The 25,543-nt window shown below is 39.7% G+C and carries 31 protein-coding genes and 1 tRNA gene; 23 read left to right on the top strand and 9 right to left on the bottom strand.

Annotated features, from left to right (window positions below; genetic code table 11):
* Positions 1–16 precede the first annotated feature (16 nt).
* The 5 genes from mutL (at position 17) to hfq (ending at position 4,913) form a co-directional block, all read left to right on the top strand.
* On the top strand, positions 17–1,912 hold the full coding sequence (mutL, locus tag ACFPU1_RS04535; protein WP_385939076.1) for a DNA mismatch repair endonuclease MutL: 1,896 nt from the start codon (positions 17–19) through the stop codon (positions 1,910–1,912).
* 42 nt (positions 1,913–1,954) lie between these two features.
* Positions 1,955–2,248: a hypothetical protein gene (locus tag ACFPU1_RS04530; protein ID WP_385939074.1), complete on the top strand. Its 294-nt coding sequence runs from the start codon at positions 1,955–1,957 to the stop codon at positions 2,246–2,248.
* Positions 2,249–2,908: 660 nt separating this feature from the next.
* Positions 2,909–3,697, top strand: a complete 789-nt coding sequence (locus ACFPU1_RS04525; protein WP_385939073.1) for a class I SAM-dependent methyltransferase — start codon at positions 2,909–2,911, stop codon at positions 3,695–3,697.
* On the top strand, positions 3,694–4,635 hold the full coding sequence (gene miaA / locus ACFPU1_RS04520; protein ID WP_385939071.1) for a tRNA (adenosine(37)-N6)-dimethylallyltransferase MiaA: 942 nt from the start codon (positions 3,694–3,696) through the stop codon (positions 4,633–4,635). The genes ACFPU1_RS04525 and miaA overlap by 4 nt, the downstream gene beginning before the upstream one ends.
* A 35-nt stretch (positions 4,636–4,670) precedes the next feature.
* Positions 4,671–4,913: an RNA chaperone Hfq gene (gene hfq, locus ACFPU1_RS04515; RefSeq protein ID WP_054635421.1), complete on the top strand. Its 243-nt coding sequence runs from the start codon at positions 4,671–4,673 to the stop codon at positions 4,911–4,913.
* A 140-nt stretch (positions 4,914–5,053) separates the two neighbouring features.
* On the opposite strand, the gene ACFPU1_RS04510 is transcribed toward hfq, so the two are convergent.
* Entirely contained in the window at positions 5,054–6,037 is a 984-nt protein-coding gene (locus ACFPU1_RS04510; RefSeq protein WP_385939069.1) for a tyrosine-type recombinase/integrase, read from the bottom strand.
* Between the two features lie 144 nt (positions 6,038–6,181).
* On the opposite strand from ACFPU1_RS04510, the gene ACFPU1_RS04505 reads away from it, so the two are divergent.
* The 4 genes from ACFPU1_RS04505 to ACFPU1_RS04490 all read left to right on the top strand — a co-directional run bounded on the left by ACFPU1_RS04505 (position 6,182) and on the right by ACFPU1_RS04490 (position 9,414).
* Positions 6,182–6,763 (top strand): AAA family ATPase, encoded by a 582-nt coding sequence (locus ACFPU1_RS04505; protein ID WP_385939067.1) that lies wholly within the window; start codon positions 6,182–6,184, stop codon positions 6,761–6,763.
* Positions 6,764–6,862: 99 nt separating this feature from the next.
* A complete protein-coding gene (gene rarD, locus ACFPU1_RS04500; RefSeq protein ID WP_385939065.1) occupies positions 6,863–7,798 on the top strand; it encodes an EamA family transporter RarD in 936 nt (311 codons plus the stop codon).
* Positions 7,799–7,886: 88 nt separating this feature from the next.
* Positions 7,887–8,327 (top strand): Dps family protein, encoded by a 441-nt coding sequence (locus tag ACFPU1_RS04495; protein ID WP_385939063.1) that lies wholly within the window; start codon positions 7,887–7,889, stop codon positions 8,325–8,327.
* Positions 8,328–8,484: 157 nt separating this feature from the next.
* Positions 8,485–9,414: a nucleoside hydrolase gene (locus ACFPU1_RS04490; RefSeq protein ID WP_385939061.1), complete on the top strand. Its 930-nt coding sequence runs from the start codon at positions 8,485–8,487 to the stop codon at positions 9,412–9,414.
* 44 nt (positions 9,415–9,458) lie between these two features.
* On the opposite strand, the gene ACFPU1_RS04485 is transcribed toward ACFPU1_RS04490, so the two are convergent.
* Both ACFPU1_RS04485 and ACFPU1_RS04480 read right to left on the bottom strand, forming a co-directional pair.
* Positions 9,459–10,334, bottom strand: a complete 876-nt coding sequence (locus ACFPU1_RS04485) for an STAS domain-containing protein (RefSeq protein ID WP_385939059.1) — start codon at positions 10,332–10,334, stop codon at positions 9,459–9,461.
* Between the two features lie 175 nt (positions 10,335–10,509).
* Positions 10,510–10,585 (bottom strand) — tRNA-Asn (locus tag ACFPU1_RS04480).
* Positions 10,586–10,778: 193 nt separating this feature from the next.
* Here ACFPU1_RS04480 and ACFPU1_RS04475 point away from each other — a divergent pair.
* Positions 10,779–11,339 (top strand): general stress protein, encoded by a 561-nt coding sequence (locus ACFPU1_RS04475; RefSeq protein ID WP_385939057.1) that lies wholly within the window; start codon positions 10,779–10,781, stop codon positions 11,337–11,339.
* A gap of 349 nt (positions 11,340–11,688) precedes the next feature.
* Here ACFPU1_RS04475 and ACFPU1_RS04470 read toward each other — a convergent pair whose 3' ends face one another.
* Together ACFPU1_RS04470 and ACFPU1_RS04465 are read right to left on the bottom strand one after the other, a co-directional pair.
* Positions 11,689–12,132 (bottom strand): universal stress protein, encoded by a 444-nt coding sequence (locus ACFPU1_RS04470; protein WP_198153404.1) that lies wholly within the window; start codon positions 12,130–12,132, stop codon positions 11,689–11,691.
* Between the two features lie 102 nt (positions 12,133–12,234).
* Positions 12,235–12,984 (bottom strand): Crp/Fnr family transcriptional regulator, encoded by a 750-nt coding sequence (locus ACFPU1_RS04465; RefSeq protein WP_385939054.1) that lies wholly within the window; start codon positions 12,982–12,984, stop codon positions 12,235–12,237.
* A gap of 325 nt (positions 12,985–13,309) precedes the next feature.
* Between ACFPU1_RS04465 and ACFPU1_RS04460 the strand changes: the two genes are divergently transcribed.
* The 5 genes from ACFPU1_RS04460 (at position 13,310) to ACFPU1_RS04440 (ending at position 17,014) form a co-directional block, all read left to right on the top strand.
* Positions 13,310–13,951: a response regulator gene (locus ACFPU1_RS04460; RefSeq protein ID WP_385939052.1), complete on the top strand. Its 642-nt coding sequence runs from the start codon at positions 13,310–13,312 to the stop codon at positions 13,949–13,951.
* A complete protein-coding gene (locus ACFPU1_RS04455) occupies positions 13,944–15,020 on the top strand; it encodes a PAS domain-containing sensor histidine kinase (RefSeq protein ID WP_385939050.1) in 1,077 nt (358 codons plus the stop codon). The genes ACFPU1_RS04460 and ACFPU1_RS04455 overlap by 8 nt, the downstream gene beginning before the upstream one ends.
* 111 nt (positions 15,021–15,131) lie before the next feature.
* Positions 15,132–15,938: a hypothetical protein gene (locus tag ACFPU1_RS04450; RefSeq protein WP_385939048.1), complete on the top strand. Its 807-nt coding sequence runs from the start codon at positions 15,132–15,134 to the stop codon at positions 15,936–15,938.
* Between the two features lie 3 nt (positions 15,939–15,941).
* Entirely contained in the window at positions 15,942–16,316 is a 375-nt protein-coding gene (locus ACFPU1_RS04445) for a GntR family transcriptional regulator (RefSeq protein WP_385939046.1), read from the top strand.
* Complete coding sequence (locus ACFPU1_RS04440) at positions 16,313–17,014, top strand: ABC transporter ATP-binding protein (protein WP_385939044.1); 702 nt, start codon at positions 16,313–16,315, stop codon at positions 17,012–17,014. The genes ACFPU1_RS04445 and ACFPU1_RS04440 overlap by 4 nt, the downstream gene beginning before the upstream one ends.
* Positions 17,015–17,183: 169 nt before the next feature.
* Here the strand turns inward: ACFPU1_RS04440 and ACFPU1_RS04435 are convergent, their stop codons facing one another.
* A complete protein-coding gene (locus ACFPU1_RS04435) occupies positions 17,184–17,444 on the bottom strand; it encodes a DUF6154 family protein (RefSeq protein ID WP_385939042.1) in 261 nt (86 codons plus the stop codon).
* Between the two features lie 153 nt (positions 17,445–17,597).
* Between ACFPU1_RS04435 and ACFPU1_RS04430 the strand changes: the two genes are divergently transcribed.
* The 5 genes from ACFPU1_RS04430 (at position 17,598) to ACFPU1_RS04410 (ending at position 19,929) form a co-directional block, all read left to right on the top strand.
* The gene (locus tag ACFPU1_RS04430) at positions 17,598–17,792 is read left to right on the top strand and encodes a hypothetical protein (RefSeq protein WP_385939040.1); all 195 of its coding nucleotides are present in this window, start codon (positions 17,598–17,600) and stop codon (positions 17,790–17,792) included.
* A 12-nt stretch (positions 17,793–17,804) separates the two neighbouring features.
* Positions 17,805–18,113, top strand: coding sequence for a spore coat protein (locus ACFPU1_RS04425; RefSeq protein WP_385939039.1), 309 nt, complete (start codon positions 17,805–17,807; stop codon positions 18,111–18,113).
* A 130-nt stretch (positions 18,114–18,243) separates the two neighbouring features.
* Positions 18,244–18,669 carry an acyl-CoA thioesterase gene (locus ACFPU1_RS04420; protein ID WP_385939037.1) on the top strand — a complete coding sequence of 142 codons (426 nt, stop codon included), beginning with the start codon at positions 18,244–18,246 and terminating at the stop codon, positions 18,667–18,669.
* Positions 18,670–18,717: 48 nt separating this feature from the next.
* Positions 18,718–19,551 carry an STAS domain-containing protein gene (locus ACFPU1_RS04415; RefSeq protein WP_385939035.1) on the top strand — a complete coding sequence of 278 codons (834 nt, stop codon included), beginning with the start codon at positions 18,718–18,720 and terminating at the stop codon, positions 19,549–19,551.
* 105 nt (positions 19,552–19,656) lie between these two features.
* The gene (locus ACFPU1_RS04410; protein WP_385939033.1) at positions 19,657–19,929 is read left to right on the top strand and encodes a hypothetical protein; all 273 of its coding nucleotides are present in this window, start codon (positions 19,657–19,659) and stop codon (positions 19,927–19,929) included.
* Between the two features lie 28 nt (positions 19,930–19,957).
* Here ACFPU1_RS04410 and ACFPU1_RS04405 read toward each other — a convergent pair whose 3' ends face one another.
* Both ACFPU1_RS04405 and ACFPU1_RS04400 read right to left on the bottom strand, forming a co-directional pair.
* Positions 19,958–20,170 (bottom strand): hypothetical protein, encoded by a 213-nt coding sequence (locus ACFPU1_RS04405; protein ID WP_054635387.1) that lies wholly within the window; start codon positions 20,168–20,170, stop codon positions 19,958–19,960.
* Positions 20,171–20,247: 77 nt separating this feature from the next.
* Positions 20,248–20,472 (bottom strand): methionine aminopeptidase, encoded by a 225-nt coding sequence (locus ACFPU1_RS04400; protein ID WP_385939031.1) that lies wholly within the window; start codon positions 20,470–20,472, stop codon positions 20,248–20,250.
* A 174-nt stretch (positions 20,473–20,646) separates the two neighbouring features.
* Between ACFPU1_RS04400 and ACFPU1_RS04395 the strand changes: the two genes are divergently transcribed.
* A complete protein-coding gene (locus tag ACFPU1_RS04395) occupies positions 20,647–21,030 on the top strand; it encodes a hypothetical protein (RefSeq protein WP_385939029.1) in 384 nt (127 codons plus the stop codon).
* A gap of 282 nt (positions 21,031–21,312) precedes the next feature.
* Here the strand turns inward: ACFPU1_RS04395 and ACFPU1_RS04390 are convergent, their stop codons facing one another.
* Positions 21,313–22,191 carry a helix-turn-helix domain-containing protein gene (locus ACFPU1_RS04390; RefSeq protein WP_385939027.1) on the bottom strand — a complete coding sequence of 293 codons (879 nt, stop codon included), beginning with the start codon at positions 22,189–22,191 and terminating at the stop codon, positions 21,313–21,315.
* A gap of 180 nt (positions 22,192–22,371) precedes the next feature.
* On the opposite strand from ACFPU1_RS04390, the gene ACFPU1_RS04385 reads away from it, so the two are divergent.
* Both ACFPU1_RS04385 and ACFPU1_RS04380 read left to right on the top strand, forming a co-directional pair.
* The gene (locus ACFPU1_RS04385; RefSeq protein WP_385939025.1) at positions 22,372–24,117 is read left to right on the top strand and encodes a PAS domain-containing protein; all 1,746 of its coding nucleotides are present in this window, start codon (positions 22,372–22,374) and stop codon (positions 24,115–24,117) included.
* 94 nt (positions 24,118–24,211) lie between these two features.
* On the top strand, positions 24,212–25,207 hold the full coding sequence (locus ACFPU1_RS04380; protein ID WP_385939023.1) for an aldo/keto reductase: 996 nt from the start codon (positions 24,212–24,214) through the stop codon (positions 25,205–25,207).
* Positions 25,208–25,543 lie beyond the last annotated feature (336 nt).

Below are 25,543 nucleotides of genomic sequence, written 5' to 3'. Positions count from 1 at the left end.
GTATGGAGGTGAGGGCATGGGAAAGATTATTAAGCTTAATGATGAGCTTTCAAATAAGATTGCCGCAGGCGAAGTTGTAGAGAGACCAGCTTCTGTGGTAAAAGAGCTGGTTGAAAATTCAATTGACGCCAATAGCTCAAGGATTGAAATTGATGTGGAAGAAGGCGGGCTTTCAAAAATCCGCATCTTAGATGACGGAGAAGGAATGACGAGAGAAGACGCAGAAAATGCGTTTTTCCGCCATGCGACAAGCAAAATAAAAGATGAGCAGGATCTTTTCAAGATTTCCACACTTGGGTTTAGAGGAGAAGCTCTGCCAAGTATTGCCTCTGTGTCCCGGCTGACCATTGAAACCGGAAATGGAGAGGGACCTGGCACGATGATTCGTTATCAAGGCGGCAAGCGAATCGCCTCCTCTTCTTCAAGAAGCAGGAAGGGAACCGAAATTACGGTGTTGGATTTGTTTTTTAATACGCCAGCCCGCTTAAAGTATATGAAAACCATTCATACAGAGCTCGGTAATATCACGGACGTGGTTAACCGTCAGGCCCTTGCCCATCCGGATATTTCTTTTCGGTTGACCCATAATGGACGCCAGCTGTTATTTACTAATGGAAGTGACGATCTGCTCCCGGTGATTGCAGCCATATATGGAAGGCAGACGGCAAGGAAGTTTTTGCCTTTATCAGTGAAGACTCTTGATTACGAGGTAAAAGGATTCATTGCAAGGCCAGAAGTGACCAGAGCCACCCGCCAGTACATTTCTATTTTTATTAATGGACGATATATCAAGCATTTCCCCCTTCACAAAGCCATTGAGAAGGGATACCACACCTTGCTTCCCATTGGCAGGCATCCTCTTGTGGTGCTTCATATTACAATGGATCCGGTTCTTCTTGATGTCAATGTCCACCCTTCTAAATTGGAAGTCCGTTTAAGCAAGGAAGAGGAACTGTTAAAAGCCTGTGAAGAAGGAATACGAAATGCTTTTCGAGGGGAACAGCTGATACCCCAGGGGGAACTTCCAAAAGCAGCAAAACCAAAATCAGAACAAATAAGTCTCTCTTTGAATCGTTTCTCATCTTCTTCTGAAACGAGGACACACGCTCCTGAGGATCAGCCTCCTTCTCCCATGGAAAGAAAAATGGTTCCTCCGATTGAAGAAAGGAAAGAAGAGGATGATGAACATCCGGTGATGGAATCGATGGTTAAAGAATCCTTTCCACTTTCAGAGCTATCATCTGATGTTCAAAAAGGTACTAAAGAAAAAGAGCTGGAAAAGACCGAAATACAGGAGGATTGGACGTCAGCTGAAGAGACACAGGCCGCTCGCGTGCCGCCTATGTATCCTATCGGCCAGCTTCACGGGACATATATCTTAGCTCAAAATGAACAAGGATTGTACATTATAGATCAGCATGCAGCTCAAGAACGAATTAAGTATGAATATTTCAAAGAAAAAATTGGAGAAGTAGAACCATACTTGCAAGAGTTGCTGGTTCCTATTACTCTGGAGGTTTCACAGCCTGAAGCAGCCATTCTCGAATCCCACTCAGAAGCATTACAGGACCTCGGGATTTTTCTGGAGTCTTTTGGTCCTTTAACCTATAGAGTGACGTCTCACCCTGTTTGGTTTCCTAAAGGAGAAGAGGAGGAAACCATCAGAGAAATTCTTGATCAGCTTTTTGAGGAAAGAAAGATCGATCTTCATCAGCTGCGTGAAGAAGCAGCTATTCTTATGTCGTGTAAAGCGGCAATCAAAGCGAACAGGCATCTAAAAGAGGAAGAGATCTTTTCCTTACTGGAGACGCTTAGAAAAAGCACAGACCCGTTTACTTGTCCTCACGGACGCCCTATCATTGTTCATTATTCCACCTATGATATGGAAAAAATGTTTAAGAGAATTATGTAGGGTAAAGCAGCAGGACAGTGATTGTTTTAAGGAGGGAGCTTTGTGGAAAGATATAAGCTTGAAAGTGTCTGGATTGATGGGGAAAAGGTACATTTTCATACAGGTCTGATAAAGGTCCCGAACTCTGGAGAAAATCACTCGTGGACGATTACGATCGAAACGGCCTATAGTGATTTCCTAAGTGATCTGCAGCAGCAAGGGAAGTTGGCCACGATAGAAATGAATGATGAAATTGGCAGAAGTCTGAAAGGCCGGGGATTTGTTTCCAGCTCCTCGTATACAAAGGAGTATCAGCGTTTTTTATTAACTGGAACGGCCCGGCTGACCGTCTCATAATGTTCACTTTCTCCTCGTTAATCAATCGGGAAATGTGGTATAATAAGTCAAAAAGACGTAAGGGGAGCGTGAAAACATGACAGGCTTGGATCTAATCGCGATCTTAGGAATCTCCGCTTTTGTAATTGGAGTAGGTATTATCATGGGGATTTACTTTCTTAAGCAGTCTGAATCAGATAAGTCTTAATTGGACAAGCAAAAAGCACCGGATGCCGGTGCTTTTTTTGGTGCCTCTTTTTGTGGTGCCTGGCACCCTTATCTTATGTAATGTTACTGTAACACAATAGATACCAAAACCCTTGGTGGATAGGGTTTCTATTATTTTTTAACTTTGGGTGCCAGGCACTGGCATAAAAAGAAACAGCTGACATAGAAATAAAGAAAAGCTTTCCTATTAAAAAAGGGAGGAAGATACAATGTCAGCTGGTGAACTGCTTCTTATTATCAGCTTATCTACATTTATGCTTGGCATCGGCTTAATGGTTGCTTTTTCATTTTTATACCAGGCAAGAAAAAAAGACAGGTAAAAGGAATGATAATCGCAGGCATGCGGTTTTTTTTTTTTTGCTTATTAAGAGCTAGGAAGCTTTTTATGGTCAAGTTGCCTCTTCCAGGGGTGAAAAATGGTATACTTGGAAAAGATAAAAAGCAGGTGATACCTTGATCATTACGACAAGTAAACAGGCAAAAGGCAATAAAGTACAACGAGCTCAATACCTTGCCGACAAGTGGGAGGTGCCGTTTGTCATTCGCAAAAAGGCATCGATGAAAGCATTATTAAGAGAATGGAATCAGCCGGTCTATGTAGTGGAAAACGATACGGAAAAAATCTATCATCCCGATGAAGAGCATCCGTTTTATTTTCATCCAAGCATGGCCTGGTTGAGAGCAAAACGCCTTCTTAATAATGAAAGGGACACTTTCGTGGAAGCTGCTGGCCTTCAGGAAGGTATGTCGGTATTGGACTGTACAATGGGACTGGCTTCAGACAGCATCATAGCGAGCTTCTCTGCTGGAGAAAAGGGAAAGGTGACCGCTTTAGAAGGAAATCGGTATATGGCTGAAGCGGTGACCTGGGGACTTAAGGAGTGGAAAAGCGGGAATGAGTCTTTTGATGAAGCTTGTCAGCGAATAAACGTGGTGGTCTCTGACCACGTTACGTTTCTTCAAAAGCAGCAGTCAGATAGCTTTGATATCGTTTATTTTGACCCTATGTTTCATGAAACGATTGATGCATCGACTCATCTGCATCCCCTCAAAAAACTTGCATGGTATAATGATTTGACAGCGGAAGCAGTAGAAGAAGGAAAGAGAGTGGCCAAGGAGAGAGTTGTGTTAAAAGATGAGGTCCATAGTCCCCGTTTTCATCTGCATGGCTTTACACCAAGAAAAAGAAAGAGCTCAAAGATTGCTTTTGGAACCATTGAAAAGAAAGAAGGAAACACATGAAGGAAAAATTGATCGCTGTGGTAGGACCGACTGCCGTAGGAAAAACAAAAGCAGGAGTGGAAATCGCCAGACATTTTAATAGTGAAGTCATCAGCGGCGATTCCATGCAAGTTTATAAAGGCCTTGATATCGGAACAGCTAAAGTGACTCCTGAAGAAATGGGGGAGGTCCCCCATCATATGATCAACATTAAAAAGCCAGGTGAATCTTTTACTGCTGCCGAATTTCAGGAGAAAGCCCGCCGTCTGGTTACAGATATAAACCAAAAGGGAAGTATACCCGTTGTGGTAGGAGGGACCGGATTATACATACGAGCACTGACAAGAAACTTTTCATTTAACGAAGCAGAGAAGGATGAAGGTTTCAGAAAGAGTCTGGAGGAGAAAGCAGAGAAATTTGGGAAAGAGGCAGTACACCAAAAGCTTTGGGAAACAGATCCAAAGAGCGCCAAAGAGATTCCGCCTCAAAACCTTAGAAGAGTAATACGTGCTCTTGAAATCTATCATCTGACGGGCAAAACAATGGATCGATTTTATGAACAAGAAGAGGATGAAACGCCCTATAATCTCCAATTGATCGGGTTATCGATGGAGCGGGAGAAATTATATCAAAGAATTAATGAACGAGTGGATCAAATGATGAAGGAAGGTCTTCTTGAAGAAGTTCAGTGGCTCTATGATAGAGGACTTCAAGGCAGCCAATCAGCTAGAGGTATTGGCTATAAGGAACTTCTTATGCATCTCGAAGGGAAGGCGTCATTGTCAGAAGCCGTAGAGCTGCTGAAAAGAAATTCACGAAGATATGCCAAGCGGCAGTTAACATGGTTTCGTAATAAGGAAAACGTGGAATGGTTTGATATGTCTCAAGATAATCATAATGAAAAAATAAAAGAAATGATAAGCTTTTTAGAAGGAAAGTATGAAAAGGGCGTCGAATGAAAAGAAGTAGAGAAAAGAGAAGGGGATGGAAGCACATGAAGCAATCTGTCAATATTCAGGATCAATTTCTGAACACATTACGCAAGGATAATATCCCTGTGACTGTTTTTTTACTTAATGGTTTTCAGCTGCGGGGGACCGTAAAGGCATTTGATAATTTTACAGTTGTACTAGAAAGTGATGGAAAGCAGCAGCTAGTATACAAGCATGCCATTTCTACGTTTTCTCCCCAGCGAAATGTATCATTGCAAATTGACCCGGAGAACGCGAACAACTAAAAGAACATGCTCCTATGGAAACATAGGAGTTGTTTTCTTGCCAGTTATAAAATTTCACGTACCGTATTTAGTGTAATAATGGTAAATATGTCCGTCTAAGGGGCAGTTCTAACTACCTCCTGTCTAAACAGCCTGACACCTTACGAGTAGGGTGTCAGGCTGTTGTTTTTACTGGAAGCCGCTTGTTCCACATACTGAATATATTTGGTCAACGTTAAAATAGTACGTAAACCAAGTTTTTCTTTGACGGCTTCAGGAGGGACACCCTTTGTAAGTTCATTTACTATATACGTATTTCTAAAATGTTGGGCTGAAAGGCCTTTTCTAACCCCGGCTCTCTCAAGTTCCTGCCTGATCATCTTTTGAATAGCGACCTCAGTAAGCATTTTCGGAGAGTCATTTTCATAAGACCACCGGTATGTTTGTCGTTGAAAATCAAAAGCCACGAAGAGGGGATCATTGTCACGCTTAGGACGGACAGCATCAGGAACGGCCCTTAAATATTGAAATATCAATGCCTGATCCTTCCTGGAGAGGAGTACTTTTCGGCCGTTTCCCGAATCCTTAGGAACCAGGATAACTTTTTGAGAAAGATTGACATCTTTCATTCGCAGATAAGCCACTTCCTGCAACCTGAGACCATATTTTATAAACAGACGGAGCAACACGATATTACGAGGTGCGAGCAGCGGCCTGGAGGCCTGTTGTTTCACAGACAACCCGGCATCTGAGGAAATAGAATCGAGAAGTTGTTTTTCCTCTGAGGGACTGATTAAGTCTTCTTTTTCCAATTCATTATGGACCGCTTCCTCAATATGAAATCCTTCCATTGGGTTGGAAGAAAGGCGTCCACTGGATTTCAAGTAAGCTCCGTATTGAGCTAGAACAGTTTGAATCCTTTTCAGAGTTCTCAGCTTATATCTTCTTTCCGTCTGCAGAAAGTGAAAATACTCTTCTATATTTTTTAATGTCAATTCATTTGTTTCGTGCTCGTGATCAGTGACCTCGACGAATCGATTAAAATCTGCAAGGTCATATTTGTAACGCTTAATGGTGCTGTCTCGTTTATCTCTGCTTTTTAAAAAGCGGAGGAACTCCTCGGCAGATGCTGGCAAAGTAGACATGCTGCTTGTACCTCCTTTTCTTTTTTCCTTATTATAGCAAAGGTCTTCAGCTCTTCGTCACCAATTTTTTCATTTTGCGTATGATATGGGTAAACACCCAACCTGCATAACAGGCTAGTGAAAAGGAAAGCGGGGTGTCAGTCTATGCAGGCTTTTACAAATCGCAGGGAAAATGGGCAAATCCAAGTTCTTTTAAACAGAAGCACTCCTGATCAATCGTTGAAAAATAAAAATGAAACACAGGATGTAAGTGGTATAGAAGAACATTACCCTTTGCAGAAAACAGAACAGCGTCTGGATCAGTTAATTGGGTTAACGAACGTAAAAGAATATATACGAGAATTATATGCCTGGATTTATGTCAATCAATGCAGAAAAGATGCAGGACTGAAAACAGAAAAGCAGAACCTTCATATGATCTTTAAAGGAAACCCTGGGACTGGAAAGACAACAGTGGCCCGCATGATGGGTGAAATGTTAAAAGATATGAATGTCCTGTCCAAGGGGCATTTTATTGAAGCTGAACGAGCGGATCTAGTAGGAGAATATATTGGGCAAACAGCTCAGAAAACAAGGGAGATCATAAAAAAGGCTGTCGGTGGTGTGTTGTTTATCGATGAGGCTTATTCTCTGTCTCGCGGTGGGGAAAAGGATTTTGGCAAAGAAGCGATCGATACGTTAGTTAACACTATCGCACGGCTTTTGACTAAAACCGTAATCGCATAGGAAGGGGCGCCGGGAAAAAAGACAAGGGAGAAGGAATCAGGTATACTGAAGTTATACATAAGGATTCAAAAAGTGAGTTGGAGAATAGAGGAGTAAAGAGTGAGAGAACAACAAACGGCAGGTGTTATCGCTGCGATATCAGCATATTTGCTATGGGGATTTTTACCCTTATATTGGAAATTTTTAAGTGAGGTTCCTTCAAGTGAAGTGTTAGCCCAGAGAATTATCTGGTCTCTCTTGTTTATGATGGCAGCTTTATTTCTTATGGGCAGGTTAAAAGATGTCCTGCAGGAAGTAAAAGGGGTTTTTGCATCAAAACAAAAGACTTGGGCTGTGATTTTAGCTTCGCTTTTTATTTCTACAAACTGGTTTATCTTCATATTTGCTGTAAACAGTGACAGGGTAATTGAGGCAAGTTTAGGGTACTATATTAATCCATTGATCAATGTTTTATTGGCAGCCGTTTTTCTAAAGGAACGACTGACTATGGGAGAAAAATCGGCATTTATATTGGCAGCAGCAGGGGTTTTTCTTCTAACAACACAGTACGAAGGCTTTCCATGGGCAGCATTAGCTCTTGCTCTAAGCTTCGGTTGCTATGGGTTGATAAAAAAAGTAGTGAACCTTGGCGCATGGGCTGGGCTTACCATTGAAACGTTAATGGTCACGCCATTTGCTTTATTATTTATATTTTTCTTTGTCGACGGAGAAGGATTCATCAGGCATTACGGGATTGAACAATCCTTGCTGTTAATAGGAGCAGGAGCGGTTACGGCAATCCCTTTATTGCTGTTTGCTGCTGGGGCAAGGCGGATTTCTTTTTCTTTAGTTGGTTTTTTACAGTATTTGGCTCCTACAATTATGCTGGGGCTAGGGGTATTTCTTTTTCATGAACCATTTTCTGGTCTTCAGCTGACTTCATTCATCATTATTTGGACAGGATTGTTTATTTTTACAATCTCACGCTCAGCAGTTTTTCGAAAGGAGAAAAGGAAGAAGCGTGACATACAAAGGGAAACAAAAATGTCCGGCTGACTGCTAATGATAATTAATTTAATTTGATAATAATTATAAATAGTGATATAATGTAATAGAAAATAAGAAAACTTGAGGGGGATATCTCATGTCAAATGAACTAATTAATGGACTAAACACTCAATTAGCAAACTGGAATGTTTTGTACGCAAAGCTTCATAATTATCACTGGAACGTAACGGGCAGTGACTTTTTTACACTCCATGCAAAGTTTGAAGAATTTTACAATGAGGCAGGCACATATATAGACGAAATAGCTGAAAGAATATTAACAATCAATGGAAGACCGATTGCTACACTGAAGGAATACCTTGAGCATTCCACAATAGAGGAAGCATCTGGAACAGAAGATTCAAAGGAAATGGTAAAGGCTGTAGTTAATGATTTTACTCACTTGATAACAGAGGCAAACGATGTGATTGAGAATGCTGAAGGCAATAATGACGAGTCTACAGCAGATATGTTTATTCAGATAAAAACATCCTTAGAGCAGCATACATGGATGTTGAATGCCTTCCTGGGAAAGTAAATGTCTAACGGACTTTTGCGTTACGCAAAAGTCTTTTTTTGTGGGTTTTTCTCTTCGGGGATAGTTTGAACAATGATCGCGAGGGAACATAAATGTATTATTATAGGCATGTGCCTTTTTTCCATTCATACAATGAAGTATGAATGGGGGTGGGTGTGTGGAAAAGGTACTCTTATTTGCAGATCCGGGTATAGATGATTCCGTGGCGATCATATATGCACTGCTTCATCCTAGTATTGACGTCATTGGAATTGTAGCAGGTTACGGGAATGTGGAGAGAGACCAGGCTGTTCAAAATGCAGCGTATCTCATATCTTTAGCAGGGAGAAGTGAGATTCCTCTCTTTGCAGGAAGCGAATACCCTTTAACAGGAGAGGTTGCCCCTTATTATCCTGAAATTCATGGAGAAGAAGGACTCGGTCCCATTGTCCCTCCAGAAGGCATTCCTGCAGAATTGCTTCCTTTTACCGAGCTGTTTCCTTTGATAGAAAAGCATAAAGAAGAGTTAACGATTATTGATATAGGAAGGTCTACTTCCTTGGCACTGGCATTTGTATTGCAAAATGAGTTAATGAGTGCAGTGAAACGGTTTATCATTATGGGAGGAGCCTTTCTAGTTCCTGGCAATGTCACTCCACTTGCTGAAGCAAACTTCTTCATTGATCCTGTTGCCACTCAGGTGATCTTAACGAGAGCTCGTCCTCTTACCATTATATCCTTAAACGTGACCAGCTACGCATTAGTCACAGATGACATGATTGAAGAAGTTACCGAAACTAATTATAATCCTTTTACGTTTTTAATGAGGCCCGTTTTCGATTATTATGCTTCTGCCTATCAGGAGCTTGCACCAGGGATTAAAGGTGCACCTTTTCATGACGTGGCAGCTGTTATGGCTTCACAGTATAATGGAATATTTGATTTTATTAAAAAGGATGTCAGCATTTCGTTAGAGGGAGAAACGAGAGGGTTAAGTATAGCTGACTTCAGGCCGGGGGCCGAGGCAGGAGATATTAGCATTGCTGTCACTATGGATTACCCGAGTTTTAGAAACTCCTTTGTCGATGTATTAAAAAGAAGGTTGTAAGAGTTTACTTATAGAAAAGACGCTCTTTTAAGAGCGTCTTTGTACTATGTATTTTGTTTTTGCTTAGTAAGGCGTTCAGCGATCGATGAGGAAGAAGTATCTAAATCATAACGGATACCTATTTCCACTAAAGCCTGCTGTAAGGTAGCAAATGTTTTAACATTGGAGAAGTTAACCCCTAACGAGACAACTGTTTGGGCAATAGCAGGGCTTAGTCCGGTTAAGATAGCTTCTACCCCAAGAAGTCGAAGGGCGTTGATGACCTGGAAGATGTGATGGGAAACCATAGTATCTACCATTGGGACGCCGGAGACATCAATAATTAAATACTTTAGTTTTAATTCTCTGCTTTGCTCTAGTGATTTTTCCATGACCATTTTTGCGCGGTGAGTATCGATTTCACCTGTTATCGGCAAAACGGCAATATTCCCTGCAATAGGTACCACTGGAACTGACAACTCCTGAATCGACTCCTGGGCGGCCTCCATTAGCCGTTCGTTTTGTTGTACGTAATGCTGGCTGTAAATCTTCATTATCTCTTCCAAAATAACGTCAACATTCTTTGTAGCTTGTAGTACAGTGGAGGCAGAAATATCGCTTTCCTTAATTTGTGTTTCAAAAAAGTCCCATAAGAGACTTCTGTACTTTGGCAGATTATTCATTGCTTCATCTACAGACAAACCAAACGAAACAGTGTTCTCAGCAATTGACTTCATCCAGGGGCGTACTTCTTTTAACACAGTATCTTCATCTTTAGTAAAAATGTCCCCAAAAAATTGAAATAATTCAATTCTCCACTTTTTTATTTTCTCATCATCTAAGTAGGAACGGCCGCTAGTTATTTTTTCCGTAATGCTCTCTGCAAATACTTCTTTCTCGTTTATGATCTTCTCTCCAAGTAATTTGAGATCATTTGACATGTTATCCCTCCTTTCTATTCTATAGCCATTTTAAAGAAAACATAACAGAATTACAAAAGAGAAGGATGACTCGATGTGAGTTTCTACTTGAGATAAATGTCACGTAAGAAGTGAAAAAGGGCTCAGCGTCCGTTTTTATTGCTTGTAAGGAACGCTGAACCTTAAGTATGAAAAATGGCTCCACCAGCAGGACTCGAACCTGCGACATATCGGTTAACAGCCGACCACTCTACCAGCTGAGTTATGGTGGAACGTTGTTAACTTTGAGCTGCCTTAGTATCTTATCCACCTTATAATTTTTTATACAAGAAAACAATAAGCAAGGGTTACTATAGTCCTGAAATAATTTTTCTCTTTTCTCAAATGATTAGAAATAACATGTCCCGGGTACACGCAGTAATGTAGACACACCAAACACTTACACATTAAAAGGAGGATTACGTCATGGATAAGAAGATTATTGGTGGAGTATTTAGAAATGAACAAGATGCGGTAAATGCTATTGAAGGATTAGAAAAAAACGGGTATAACAAAGATGATATTTCAATTTTTGTAAAAAATGATGAAGATGCGGATGCAATTGAGGATAAAACAGATGCCAATGTAACGGATAATGCTGATGACAATAACCGTGGCAAAGGTGCAGGGAAAGGACTTGGAATTGGTGCAGGAAGCGGTGCTGTATTAGGCGGCATAGCAGGTCTTGGCGTTCTGGCGATCCCTGGTATTGGACCAATTGCTGCAGTAGGTCCGATTGCAGCTGCAATCGAAGGTGGTGCAATTGGTGCAGCAGGCGGCGGTATTGTTGGTGCCCTTACTGGAGCTGGCATTCCGGAAGAAGAAGCGAAAGAATATGATAAGTATCTTGAAGAGGGAAATATTCTTGTACTAGTTGAAGCAGACGAAAAGCAAGAATCATCTGTTTATGATACCTTTACCACTCATAATACAGTAAATACAGATATGTATCCTGATTATGCTGGCAGAGACAAAAATAACTTTTAATCGGCCATTGAAATAATAACTGAATCAAAAGAAGAAAGAGGCTGGGACATAACCCAGCTAATAAGAAGGGCCCTCACCATCCGGTGAGAGCCTTTTCTTGTCTCCAGCATTTTAGTAGTTGCTTGTTCAAAAATACTCTCTTGCACCTAAAGGCAGAAGTGCGATATTCATTCAGCTTCATTTCATTCGTTTTCTTCCCGCCGGATAGCCAAACAGTTTTGAATCAAAAAAACCATTATTAAAAGATGATAATTGGCGCCTTATTTATTTAGGTGATACAGTTTTGTTCCCAATTCTTTTTTCCTTCCTACAGGTTTTACTATAGGAAGGGGTGAGGCAAAGAAAAAATTTATTCGCCTTTTCTCACCAGCAACACATCACATGAGGCCCGTCTTGCGATATTTTCAGATACACTTCCTATCAAGAATCGCTCTGCAGCATTCAATCCTGTAGCTCCAACGACAATAAGATCAGCATGATAAAGAGGGGCAATGCTTTTTGTGATTTTAATTTTAGGAGAACCAAAATCCAAGGCAGTAGAAACATTTTCTATTCCTGCTGCTTCTGCTTCCAGCTTGTATTGCTCCAATAATTCTTTCCCGTATTCCTCAGCTTTTGATACAACTGTTCGGTCATATTGTTCAATGGTGGCAAATACTCTGGTGTCAATAATATGAGTAATGATAAGATTTGCTTCACTTTCTTTTGCTATAGAAATAGCTTTCTTTAAAGCGAGCTTAGCTTCCTCGGAACCATCTACAGCTGTCACGATATTTTTATAATTTGACATCATTGAAATCACTCCTTATTTGTTATCCTTTGCTTTATCCTACACAACAATCAAGCCTTCTATAGTGAGAAAGATCACATGACTTTGCTTTTTTCTAGTGAACGTTTATAACCTGCAAATTTCTAACGGGCATGTTGATGGGCAGCCGCAAATTTTCTTAAGTTCACATAGGTTCTTTATAATAATGACTCCATTATCCATAGAGAGTATTCCTTCATTTTTCCAGGAGTTAAGTGTTCGATTGACACTTTCTCTCGTTAAACCAATAAATTCTCCTATTTCAGTATTAGTTAATTTGATTTTTAACCTGATACCATCTGTGTCAACTATTCCATACGTATTACTCATGCGTATTAACGTAGAAGCCAAAGCGCCGCTTTTTCCATATAAGAGGAGGTCCCTGATCTTTGTTTCATTTTGTCTATTTGTCATACTAAGCCAGTTCATGTATTCCACAGCAAACATGCCAATATTTTGTAAAAGAGCTTCAACCTCTTTTTTATGAATGAACGCTACTTTGCAGTCTTCAATAATTTCACTGCTGGCATTGTGAACCTCTTCGGAGAACCCAAACTCTCCTAGAAGGTCCCCTTTTTGCTTTAAAGCCATGGTAATTTCCTTTCCATCTTCCATCGTTCTTTTCAGTTTTACTTTTCCTGAATAAATATAATACAGTTGATCAGCGTGATCACCTTCCATATATAGAAAGCTTCCTTTTTTAAACGTTCTTGGCGAGGAAAATTTATTTTTAAGGTGTTGAAAATTGGTATCGGACAGGTAGTGATGAATCGTTCCGGTTCCTTGTATTTTTTGACTCTCCTGAAAACGATTTATCTCTTGAACAGTTATAGCCATTTTCGCCATCTCCCTTACGTGGTTCTTGTTAACTTAATCATGCCAAAATGTATAAGAAAATGTTATCAGGGAACCTCCCTATTTCTCTGCATATTTTTCCTGATTTTAATATGAGGTACATCACTTTACTAAGGAAAATAAAGATTAAAAAGCCACTTATAGCCCGCACATAAAAAGCAAGGTGAGAAGTATGGAGTAAGGGATTTCCCTGACGGGAAAGCAGGAACAGTACAGAAAATATGCAGGAAATGCCTTAGCACAGAAGGTAATTTTGGTACAATAACAATATAGAATGTAAGATTTTGAGAGTAAAAGGGGAATGGGTATGATTAACGTCTTAGTAGTAGATGATCATATGGTAGTAAGGTCCGGCCTTAAAACATTATTAGATGGAAAACATGAGATAAGAGTTATCGGTGAGGCCGCGGATGGAGAAGAAGCAATAGAAAAGGTAAAAGAATTAGCTCCAGATGTTGTGCTGATGGACTTAAGCATGCCTCATGGGATGGGCGGCCTTGAAGCAACAACTGAATTAAAAAAAACCGCCCCCTCTGTTTCAGTTCTGATTTTAACGATGCATGATGATGAAGAATACTTATTTCAAGCCATCCATGCTGGGGCATCAGGGTACCTGTTAAAGAGCGCTCCCCACGAGGACCTTGTTTCAGCCATTACCTCTGTTTCAGCTGGTGAAGCCTATTTATCTCCAGAAGCAACCAAAAAACTCATGAATCAGTACAATGAGGGGAAAAGCAGTTCTTCCTTTGAAGTGTTATCTGAACGGGAAAGGGAAGTGTTGGAATTTATTGCAAAAGGCTACTCCAACAAAGAAATTGGGGAACAGCTTGTGATCAGTGTAAAAACAGTGGAATCACACAAAAGTAATTTAATGGAAAAGCTAGGGTTGAAGACGAAGCCTGATTTAGTGAAATACGCTTCAAAGAAGGGGCTGATTAAATTTGATTAAAAGAGAGCCGGAAACCCTTCTTTCAAATATCAAAAAAATAGAAGACCCCCAGTTTCGTAAGGCACTGCAGCATACCTTAAAAGAGCTGACAGATTTAAAATTTGCATTGGATGAATCAACCATTGTAGCCATCACAGACCATAAAGGAAAAATCATATACGTAAATGATAAGTTTTGTGAGATCTCTAAATACAAGAGAGAGGAAGTACTGGGAAAGGATCACCGCATTATTAATTCAGGGTATCACAGCAAGGAGTTTATGAAAGGGCTCTGGCAGACGATTCTTTCTGGAAATGTGTGGAAGGGAGAAATTAAAAATAAAGCAAAAGATCATACTTATTACTGGGTTAACACGACCATCGTGCCTTTTTTAGACGAAAATAATAAGCCGTATCAATTTCTTGCGATCCGGAATGAAGTGACGAAATTAAAAAAAACAGAAGAAGAATTAAAGCAAATGATGAAAAAGGTTATAGGAATTCAGGAAGAAGAAAGAAAACGCTTCTCCAGAGAACTACATGACGGTATTGGCCAAAGCTTATATTCACTGCTTATTCAAATGGATCAATTGATTAGTGAAGGAGAACAGGAAAGAGTCACTGCCCTGCGAGAACAAGTAACGTATATTATTGAAGAGGTACGGAATATGGCTTGGGAGCTGAGGCCTGCTGTTTTAGATGACTTGGGTATAGTACCTGCAGTTCGTAAATATGTAACTAATTTTTCAAATCATTATGGGATCATGGTTGACACAGAATTTGATGTGAAAACAAGGCTTGAAATAGAAAAAGAAACCGCTATTTACCGAATCATCCAGGAGTCATTAACCAATATAGCAAAGTATGCTGATGTCTCCAGAGCATACGTGTCGATAATAGAAAAACAAAAGGAGATAGAAATCTTCATTATTGACAAGGGCAAAGGGTTCGTTCGCAACCGCCACCATAAAGGAGTAGGGTTGTTTAGTATGGAGGAAAGAGCGAACGCTATTGATGCTCATTTCTCCCTGAAAACGGAAAAAAACAAGGGGACAAGTATTTCCTTGCAGGTTCCTAAGGAGTCACCATAAAAGAACAGGAAACAGAAAACCGGGTTAGCTCCCGGTTTTTTTTGTTGACTTGTTTAAAAGTATTAGTGTACTATTTAACTAGTACACTAATACAAAAGGAGTGAACAAAGCATGAAGAAATGGCTGAAACTTGTTCAAAAAGAATTTAAAACGACTCAAGTACTTTTTTATTTTGGCCTTGTTTTAATTGGGGCTGTCCTTGTATTTGCTTATTTTTTAGCTCGGGGAAATCCAGGGACAGACGCGCCGACTTTAATGCTCATTTTTTTAACGGGCGGTCTTTTTATGCATGTCTTTTATGCACCTGCTTACCTTTTCATTAACATGCAGCAAGAACTGAAGACACTTCATCTCTGGCTTCACACGCCAAGGCCGGGTTGGCAGCTGTTAGCTGCGAAAATAACAGCTGCCCTCACAGCATTGACAATAAATTTGTTTATTAATGGCCTGCTGTTTTTAATATTTACAGCCTATCTATTAGATGCTGATATGATTCCAAGTGCCGCTGAAGTTATCCAGCTGATTACGTTAAGCTTTTTGGTTATTTTAGGGGTTTCCACATTGATTGCTATGTGGGTTTTATTTTACTATTCCGTATATTTTGCTTTACGGAGAACGATCGGCCGCCTAGGGTGGATAGCAGTCATCCTAGTTGTTATGACTATTTCCTGGGTGTATGTGAGATATTTGGATTCAGCGATGTACGCAGCATTAACGAGCTGGGGTGAAATTGAACTTAGTTTCGAAACAGGTTTGTTTCAGCAAACTCAATATTTTATCGAGAGCGGAAATGCAGAAGTCACCGTAGGAAGCGGTATAGGTGTTATCACTTTAGGATTGTTTGTTTACCATGCTGTTGAATTTCTTCTGTTATTCTTATTCACATCCTGGCTCATCGACAAGAAGGCGGAGGTGTAAAAAATGACTCAGCCTTTTGATACATCTAAGCCTATATACCGGCAGCTTGCTGACAGGTTGTACTGGAAAATACTCCGTAATGAATTATCAGCCGGTGACAAGCTCCCTTCAGTACGTGATACAGCAGTAGAATTCGGTTTAAATCCAAACACAGTTTCAAGAACTTATAGTGAAATGGAGCGGGATGGTGTGGTGGAGACTAAAAGAGGACAAGGAACATTTGTCACACAAAGTGAGGAAGCACTTACAGAGTTAAGAGAGAGGTTGAAAGATACGCACATCAGGCAGTTTGTTAAAGAAATGGAAGCGATGGGCTTTGAGGCCGAAGATATGATTAATGGAATTCAAAAATATATCGCTGAGGAGAGAGACTCATGATTGAATTTCAAAATGTAACGAAAAATTATGGGAGAAAACGAGCTGTTCGTGATACTTCTTTTTCGGTTTTGAAAAACGGTGTTACCGGCCTCGTAGGAGCCAATGGAAGCGGTAAGTCTACTTTGTTAAAAATGGCAGCCGGACTCATTCGTCCTTCTAGTGGAAAAGTTACTGTAAATGGAAAGCCAGTGACACGGCAGATAGCAGATGACATTTCATACTTATCTGAATTGGATGAATACTATCGTTATCAAACAGTAAGCCAGCTTCTTGATTTACAGGAATCTTTATTTAATGATTTTAATAAAGAAAAAGCAAGGGACATATTGAATTTCATGGAAGTGGAGAAAGAAGCTAAGCTTAAAAATTTATCTAAAGGAAACAGAGGAAGAGTGAAAATTGCGATCACCCTTGCAAGAGAAACGCCAGTCGTCCTGATGGATGAGCCTCTTTCTGGTCTGGACCCGATGGTGCGCCAGTCGATCGTGAAAGGGTTAATTTCTTTTATCGACTTAGAATATCAGGCGTTGATTCTGACTACTCATGAAATTAGTGAGATTGAAACGTTACTTGACAGAGTAATTGTAATAAAAGAAGGAAAAATTATCGGAGATCAGGAAACGGAGACCATCAGAATGCAGCATCAGCAAGGCATAGTAGATTGGATGACGGAACTGTATAAAGCGGAAGAAAAATAAGGAAAGTTTAACGTTCAACTATTTATGTTTATGCCTGGGAAGTTCTTATTATATGTAATTATAAGGCTGGCTGTGTCATCAGGCTCCGATTCCTCTTTTTATGTTTTAGATGATATCCATTTAACCTGCCGGTTGCATTTACAAGGAGTGTACCTGGCAGGTTATTTACTTAGTGAAGGTTTTTGCTGATTTGATCGTCCTCATTGTTCGTTGTGCCTAAGCCTTTTTCGGCAGCAAGGCTTATAAACTCATGATATAAGTAATGCAGCAAAATTGAATACCTTTCTTTACAGGAGGCTTGGTTGAATATAGTTTTTAAATCTTTATCACTCAGTTCTGAAAGCACTCCCTCAATAATTATAAAAGCATCTTCTTCATCCCCTGTAATGTGATCCTTATACATATCATACAACTCTTCCACCAGTTTCATGTCATCCCTCCCTTTCCTGATTGTATACCCTTACTATGGGCGAGTCCTGTGCCCTTTATTCCGAAAAAGGGGTGAAAGTATGTACAAGTTGCCAAAAAGAATTCAAGAATAAAACCATAGGCAATTACCACAATAAAGGAGAAAGGTGGTGAGATGGTGGTACAAAAACTTGGTGTTCATGAAGCGGCAGAACTTCACGAGTTAGTCATGTTCAAAAACCTCTGTTTAACGAAGTCTTCAATGATGCAAGGACTAGTCAATGATAACGAACTGCAAACTTTAATGCAGCAGGATATACAAAGCTCTACACAGGCAATTCAACAGTTGCAGGGGTTACTGCAAAAATAAGGAGGGAAGAAAATGAACAATATGGTACAAAGTATGGCTGGAATGGGAGCCATGACAGACCAGGTGATTGCAACAGACTTACTGATTTCTGCAAAATCAGGAGTAAGAAATTGTGCGATTGCTTTAACAGAAGCGGCTACTCCGGAAGTAAGGAATGTCCTTCAACAGCAATTGACACAGGCAGTGCAATTTCACGGGCAAGTATCCCAGTATATGATGGAAAAAGGATATTATCATCCATATCATCCTCAGGAGCAATACAATATAGATTTTGCTGCCTCGCAGGCTGCACTAAATACGTCACAAGATCAGCTGCAATAAAAAAGAAAAGAGAAGAGGATAAGCGTTCTTCCCGCTATTTTTTCCTTTTCTCTTTTTTTATAATTATATAAGCGTGTCAAAGAGTAGTGAGCTATAATAAGGAAAGAAACTATGTTAAAGGAGCAGTAGGATGTACATTTCAGAAGTAGGTATTCAGCTTTCCAATGCTGATACAGATATGATGGGTGTGATATACCATGGTAATTACGTTAAGTGGCTTGAGCTTGGCAGAACCCAATTAATTGAGGATGCCGGTTACAGTTACTTAGAAATGGAGAAAGCGGGCTACTATGCGCCGGTTCACCATCTTGACATTACATATAAACACTCTGTTCGCCTTGGGGATCAGATTACTGTACAAACGTGGGTGGAAGAAAATCATCGAGCGAAAACCATTTATGGGTTTTCTATTGTCAATCAGGAGGAAAAGGTTTGTGCACAAGGAAGTACCACACATATTGTAGTTAAGAAAGAGAATTTCAAGCCCACCTCTTTTAAAAAGGCGTTTCCAGAATGGTTTCAAAAATATGAGGAAATAAAAAAGCCTACAACCTAACAAAAATTTAATGCAAATACGTTGTTCGTTTAAAAAGGAGAGAAAAAAGTGAAAAATCAAGAAGCTTTATATTCCTTTTTACTGGAGAATTCCAGAACATTAACGGAAGAGTGGTATGAGTCATTAACGGAAACGGATCCTTCCTCCGTTTATGCTTCCACGAATCCAGAGGTCATTCGTACCCTGAAAAATCAAAACCATGAATTTCATCTTCATTTTATTGAGATTTTTGCAGAAGAAGAAAAAGCATGGTTTGAGAAGTCTTTGCCATGGATAAATGAAATAGCCCGGGACAGTGAACATTTAAGAACGCCCCATCACCATGTTATTCGAGAGTTTATGAGAGTGCGGGCCCAGTATTTAAACTACATTCAGCAGTTTGTTGATCGTGCTGAAAGACCTGTTTCTCTTGAGGAGATCTCTTCCTGGAACGAAAAAGTGATCTTTGGGATTGATAAAACAATACTCACGTTTGTTGAAGAAGCACAAAAAAACGCGAAAAAGCTCTTAAGTGAAAAGCAGGATATGATTAATGAGCTAAGTGTACCAATAATCAAGCTTAATCATAATACAGCATTATTGCCTATTATAGGGGCAATTGACAGTGACCGCGCTGCTATTATATTGGAGCACACGCTTCATCAATGTTCCGTGGAAAGTATTACCCATTTATTTATCGATTTATCAGGGGTAGCTGAAATCGATACAATGGTCGCCCACCAGATTTCACACTTATTGAAAGCATTGAGCCTCCTTGGAATAGAGTCAACCCTGTCTGGCATTCGTCCGGAGATTGCCCAAACAGCCGTTCAGTTAAATATTTCCTTTGACAAGGTTGAGATCAAATCGTCTCTTTCTCATGCTTTATCACTAAAAAAGTAAGGACTTCTCATTATTACTGGTACCTTTTGATATCATCAGAAGAAGGGAATACATGAGAGGAATAAAGGGAATACCATTTACAAGACAACAATAAGGAGGTCTTGTATGAGCCCCCCTTTACGGATTAAAAGCCAGCTAAAAAAGCAGCTTGGTGATAAACTTGATGAAGAAATAATCTCACTCATGTCAGAAGCCATAGAGCAGGAGATTCATAAATTTCAAGTGGAAAGAACTTGGGCCGGTTATATTAGGGCCTATTATAATTCCCATACTACCAGAGTAAGGGTTAAGGTCGGCCCAAGAGACTTAGAGTTTACCAGGAGCGGAGAACTCATGTCTTCAGGGGTCTTTGTTATCTCAGGACAGCTGCGTGTATAATCTCACAACAGAAAGAGCCAGTATGCCACTATGGCTGCTGGCTCTTTTCGTGCCAGGTTGTAAATGAACCGTTTCCTTCACACCCTGAACATTTCTCTGGAGGAGCATAATGGTACTCATTAATATGAAGAGAATATCCTTTTCCTCTGCAGTCGGGACAAAGGCCTTTGGACTCCATTTTAGCAATTCTTCTTTGATATAACGCATCCTGCCAATCTGTTAAGGTTTGAAGCAATCCCATCTCAAATCTCACCTCTTTTTGTCTTATCAGTTTGTGTAGGGAACTAAATCTTTATACAACATAAAGACAATTGTAAGTTATTTGTTTTCTTTACTTGCTTTTTTGAGGTTTTCCCAGTCAGTGAATAAACCGCTGCCGTTACACCCTGAGCAATCGTATAAAGCAGAGTACATCGCTTCCATTGCAGAAATTTGGTATCCCGTTCCTCTGCATTCAGGGCATTTCCCTTGCTTTTCCATTTTTTCTATTCTTTTCTTATATCTCTTTTTATGCCATTCTTTGAGCTTCTGCCAAAGACTCATTTCTTTCACCTCAAATCTGTTTAACTGGTTGTGCTATCAGTATATGTGAAAATAAAGAGAAGGTACGAAATGGTTGAAAGCAAGGCTGCTGTACCTTGAAGCAGGTTCTTTTTGGAGCATAGCGGGTATAGAGTGCTGTAAGAAGGTTTGTTGAAACGAACAGGAGAGATATATATGAATGCGTTCTATTTGCTGGCAGGCTTTGTGGCTGTGGCGACTGCTTTTACGCATGCAGCCTGGGGGGAGAGAGTGATTGTTCCTGAGTTGAAGAAGTCCAAAATGAATGAATTAGCAAGAGCTGGTTTTCACATTGCATGGCATCAAGTGACAGCTCTTTTGTTTGCCGGAGGAATAGCGCTAATCCTGGTATCCATGTTTGCTGGGGTTATTGGCGATATGGCAGCCGTTCTTTTGGTTGCTTTTATCTTATTTAACAATATTATTGTATTCCTTACAGTAAGCCGGTTAAAATATCCTAAGGTTACCTCCCGGACTCTTCCACCTATAACTAACTCGATTGTTATGATTCTCCTTATTATAGGAGGATGGTTTTATTAACCTGCTTCACATTACAAGCTCTTAATACTAAGGAAGTGATACAAATTTAAAAAGCCTGGAAAATCCAGGCTTTTGTTTATCTATGAAAGTATTTAAACAATGTTAAAAACCTCTCACATGCACTTAAAGCAACAAGTAGACATCATGCCTTTTGTGCTTCAGGAATTGCCGTAGTTTCCCCGGGAAGTCAACCTGCGAGATCTTCGACTTATGCTTTTTCGAAGTATCGCGCTTTTCTCTACAATCAAATGACTTTCAAAAATTAAAAATTGGGCCTTTACCTTAGTGTATAAAGTGGTTAATTCGCTCCTGAACATATGATACATAATGATGTTTCTTTTCTATGGCAAATATAAATTTAGAATTTTCAAGATGCTGTAAGCCTTTTTCTTTATATTGAAGCTCAAAGTAAGCATTTCCTGATTGGTAAAAAAATTCCCCTAAGAGATACAACGATTCATTTTCCAGGCAAAGCTGAATGCCTTCCTCACAATATGATATACAAGGCTTGAACTCCTCTAAAGCAGTAAGGGAATTGGTCAGTCCGAAATATATTCTTGCCTTCACTAGGTGGGTTTGTGGCAAAGATAATTTAGTAAGATGCTGCAAGGCTTCTTTAAAGATGTCAACAGACCGTTTAGAGTTTCCGGTTTCATAATGAATAATTCCAATACTATTTAAAATTTCTATTTCTGTCATGGTGTAAAGTGTCCGGTCTTCTCGTGAATGAACCACTAAGGCCTCATGTAACAGTTCCAAAGCCGTTGCTCCGTCCTGATACAAATGAAAATGTACGATTCCTTGATGCCAAAGTAAAAACTGCTTATTCTCGCCTTCCTGAAATAACGGGTTATTATCTTCTGCTTTCACAATTTCTTCTACGGTATGATAATCACGTTCACGAATTGCTTTTCGGACTACTGATTTCACATCTTTAATATAATCGCTTCGGGGGCTGCTTCCTTCTTCAAAAAAATAATTGATATCCACCCCTAATTTTCGTGCTATTTCATACAGTGTTGTTGAAAGAGGGACGACTTCTCCTTTTTCAATTTTACTAATTTGCGCTTGTGTACAAATGTTTTCTGAAAGTTTTTTTTGAGTAATTTTATTTTTCTTGCGTAAGTAATAAATTGATTTTCCTATCAAACTGGAATCCATATGTATCTCCTTATAACATACAAGTGTATAGGACTAGTATAAGATAAAACGGGAGGAGTAAGAAACAAATGAAATGAAATAACAGGGAAAAAATACCTAAAAAAAAGGGTGTAGAACCTTCATGTAGAATATGAGAAGTAGGTAAATCTTTTCTTATTAATATTGAAGGAAGTTGATCATATGTTAAAACCTCAGGAGATTGATTCCCACTCTATATTAAACGGTGTGGGAGAAAGCATATTTATTACTGACAGAAAATTTATCATAAAATGGGCAAATCGTTATACCAACACGGTACTGCAGGACATTCCATTTACTATTAAGAGAAAAGAAGATTTGTACGGGTTAAACGTATTGGAACTCTTTGAAGAGGGGACTGAAAGATGGAATGAAATGAATAGCGACGTTTATCCGAAAGAGATAAAGGTCTCCTTATCTCTCTTCAAAACGGTCCATTTATACATAGAAAAATGGCAAAAAGATGAGTTTATTATCACCTTTAAACTCATGGATCACAACATTCCAACGGCCTGGCAAAGGGTGATTGACAATTACGTTGGGATGTTATCTATTGACAGGACAGGAAGAGTCCTATTTGGGAATAACAAGAGCTGTAAATTATTGTTGTATTCAAGTGAGGAACAGTTGAACCAGGTATTTACAGAGCTGTATTTTGATCCTTATTTACAAAACACCTATAGCGAATTTTTTCAAGCTTTTACCCAGGGAAATCAGTGGGACGGTGCTCTTCAAGCAAAAAGAAAAGACGGCAGTTACATATGGATAGATGCTATTTTGATTCCGATAAAAGAAAACGGAAGTAACACACAATATGTATTACTTTTTAAAGAAGCTTCTTCGGACAAGCTGAAGGATGCCAAACTAAAAAAAGCGCTGAAGGAACTCTCAGCCATTAAGTATGCTTTAGACCAATCCTCAATGATAGCTATTTATGATGAAAACCAAGTCATCACTTACGTCAATGAAGCGTTTTCAAACCTTGTGAAATACAGTAAGGAGGAGCTCCTTGGAAAGCACTACAGTTATATGATGTCAAAGGAAGACTATAACAAAGTATTTCATAATGAACTGATGGAACCTTTAGACAAAGGGAAGGTTTGGAAGGGGGAAGTGAGGAAAATAGCCAAAGATGGCAGGGAGCTCTGGTTTGATACAACAGTTGTTCCTTTTTTAAATAAGCAAAATAAGCCTTATCAGTATGTATCCATTCAAATGGACATTACGTATAAAAAAAAGACCGAGGAATTGCTTCAGCGTGCTGAAAAGTTGTCTGTTATTGGAGAGTTGGCTGCAGGAGTCGCCCATGAGATACGTAACCCCCTTACTTCCATAAAAGGATTTGCTCAATTGCTCGAAGGCAATGACTTTTACAAGCAGATCATTTTAGACGAAATAGACCGGATCAGCAGTATTGTCAGTGAATTTATGGTATTGGCAAAGCCTCATGCAGTAAACTATTCCAGTAAAGATATAGGTGCTTTGCTTAGGCAAGTGATTACATTTTTAGAATCGGAAGCAAATTTGAATAATGTCTCTATTCATTATCACCAAGAAGTAGAAGGTCAATTAAAAATGCAATGTGAAGAAAATCAGCTGAAACAGGTTTTTCTAAATCTAATTAAAAATAGTATAGAAGCCATGCCAAATGGCGGACCTATTCATATCATTCTCAGCGGAGATGGTAATAAAGCAAAGATTTCTATTTCTGATTACGGAGTAGGAATGACAGGTGATAAGCTGGAAAAGCTGGGGGAACCTTTTTTTTCAACAAAGGAAGAGGGGAACGGTCTTGGATTAATGGTTAGTTATAAAATTATTCATAATCATGGCGGGGATATTTCAGTGCGCAGTAAAATAAACCAAGGAACTACGTTTACCATTACTTTACCGTTGTTAAAAGGGTAGAACTTTAGCAAGGGGCCACAAAGCTGACTTTCGCTGCTTTTGCCTGTTACAATGAACATGCACCCATGACAGTATCTTGAAAGGAGATTTTAACATGAACTATAAAATGCTCGGCAAAAGCGGCGTGGCAGTATCTGAATTATGCCTTGGCACCATGACCTTTGGAAAAGCTGCTCCTGAAAAGGAAGCAATTTCAATAGTTCATCAATTTTTAGATGATGGAGGTAACTTTATTGATACAGCTGATACATATGTAGACGGCGAGTCTGAACGTATCGTAGGAAAAGCAATAAAAGATAGACGTTCTGAAGTTATCCTTGCATCGAAAGTAAGGATGAAGGTAGGCCCGCATATAAATGATGTGGGATACTCGAGGAAACGAATTATGGATGGAATTGATCAAAGTTTAACTCGTCTTAATACCGACTATCTGGATTTGTATCAATTACACGTCTGGGACCATCTTACACCTATTGAAGAAACCTTACGTACACTGGATGATTTGGTTACAGCAGGAAAGGTGCGTTACATAGGATGCTCGAACTTTTTAGCATGGCAGATAATGAAGTCTCTCTCAATTAGCGAGCGGGAAGGCTATGCAAAATTTATTACAGTCCAGCCTCAGTATAGTCTGTTGCATAGGGAGATGGACAGAGAAGTGATGTCTTTGTGCAAAGAAGAGGGAATCGGTGTTCTGCCATGGGCCCCACTTGGAGGAGGATTTTTAACAGGTAAATATACAACCCCTGAAAAGCCTGATAGGGACTGGAGGCTTGCTCAGGCAGGCCCTGGGGAGTATAACTGGGAGACAAAAGCTGTAGATCGGAACTTCGAGATCCTTACTAAAGTGGAAGAAATTGCAGAAAAAGAAGAGAAGACTCCTGCTCAAGTAGCTCTAAACTGGCTTATGATGAAAGAGGGAATTACATCGCCGATTTTCGGGGCCAGAAATATGGCTCAATATGAAGAAAACATTGGCGCTGTAGGGTGGAGGCTTCAGGATCAGCATGTGGATGAACTGGAAGCATTTACTGCTCTGCCTCCAGAGTATCCTCAGCGTTTTATCGATAAATTCAAGCGTCCTTTGTAAAATCCAAACAGCCTGACACACAAATTAGGTAAATGAATGTCACTCACCGTTTGAGCTGCCCCCTGTAAGTAGAAAAAAATGATTGTTACGGTCTTGGTCCTATATTGAATGGGGCTGAGGCCGTTTATATTTTCTCGTAATCGATCGTGGTTACGGAAATGGATCATGTCAATAAATAACCCTTCGAACCAAATGATAATGCACAGAATTATTTCACTACTAAGACTGTTTTGTTCCCCCGTTTTTCTTTCCTTATACAAATATAATGCCTACATTAGTAAATGAGGAATGAGACAACTTTTCACTCTCATAGCCATGGATAAGGCGAGGTGAGAA

It is taken from the genome of Thalassorhabdus alkalitolerans (genome assembly GCF_042656525.1).
Classification (GTDB): Bacteria; Bacillota; Bacilli; order Bacillales; family Marinococcaceae; genus Thalassorhabdus; species Thalassorhabdus alkalitolerans.
Note: the sequence above shows the minus strand (reverse complement) of the source record. Positions and strands in the feature narration are given on the sequence as shown.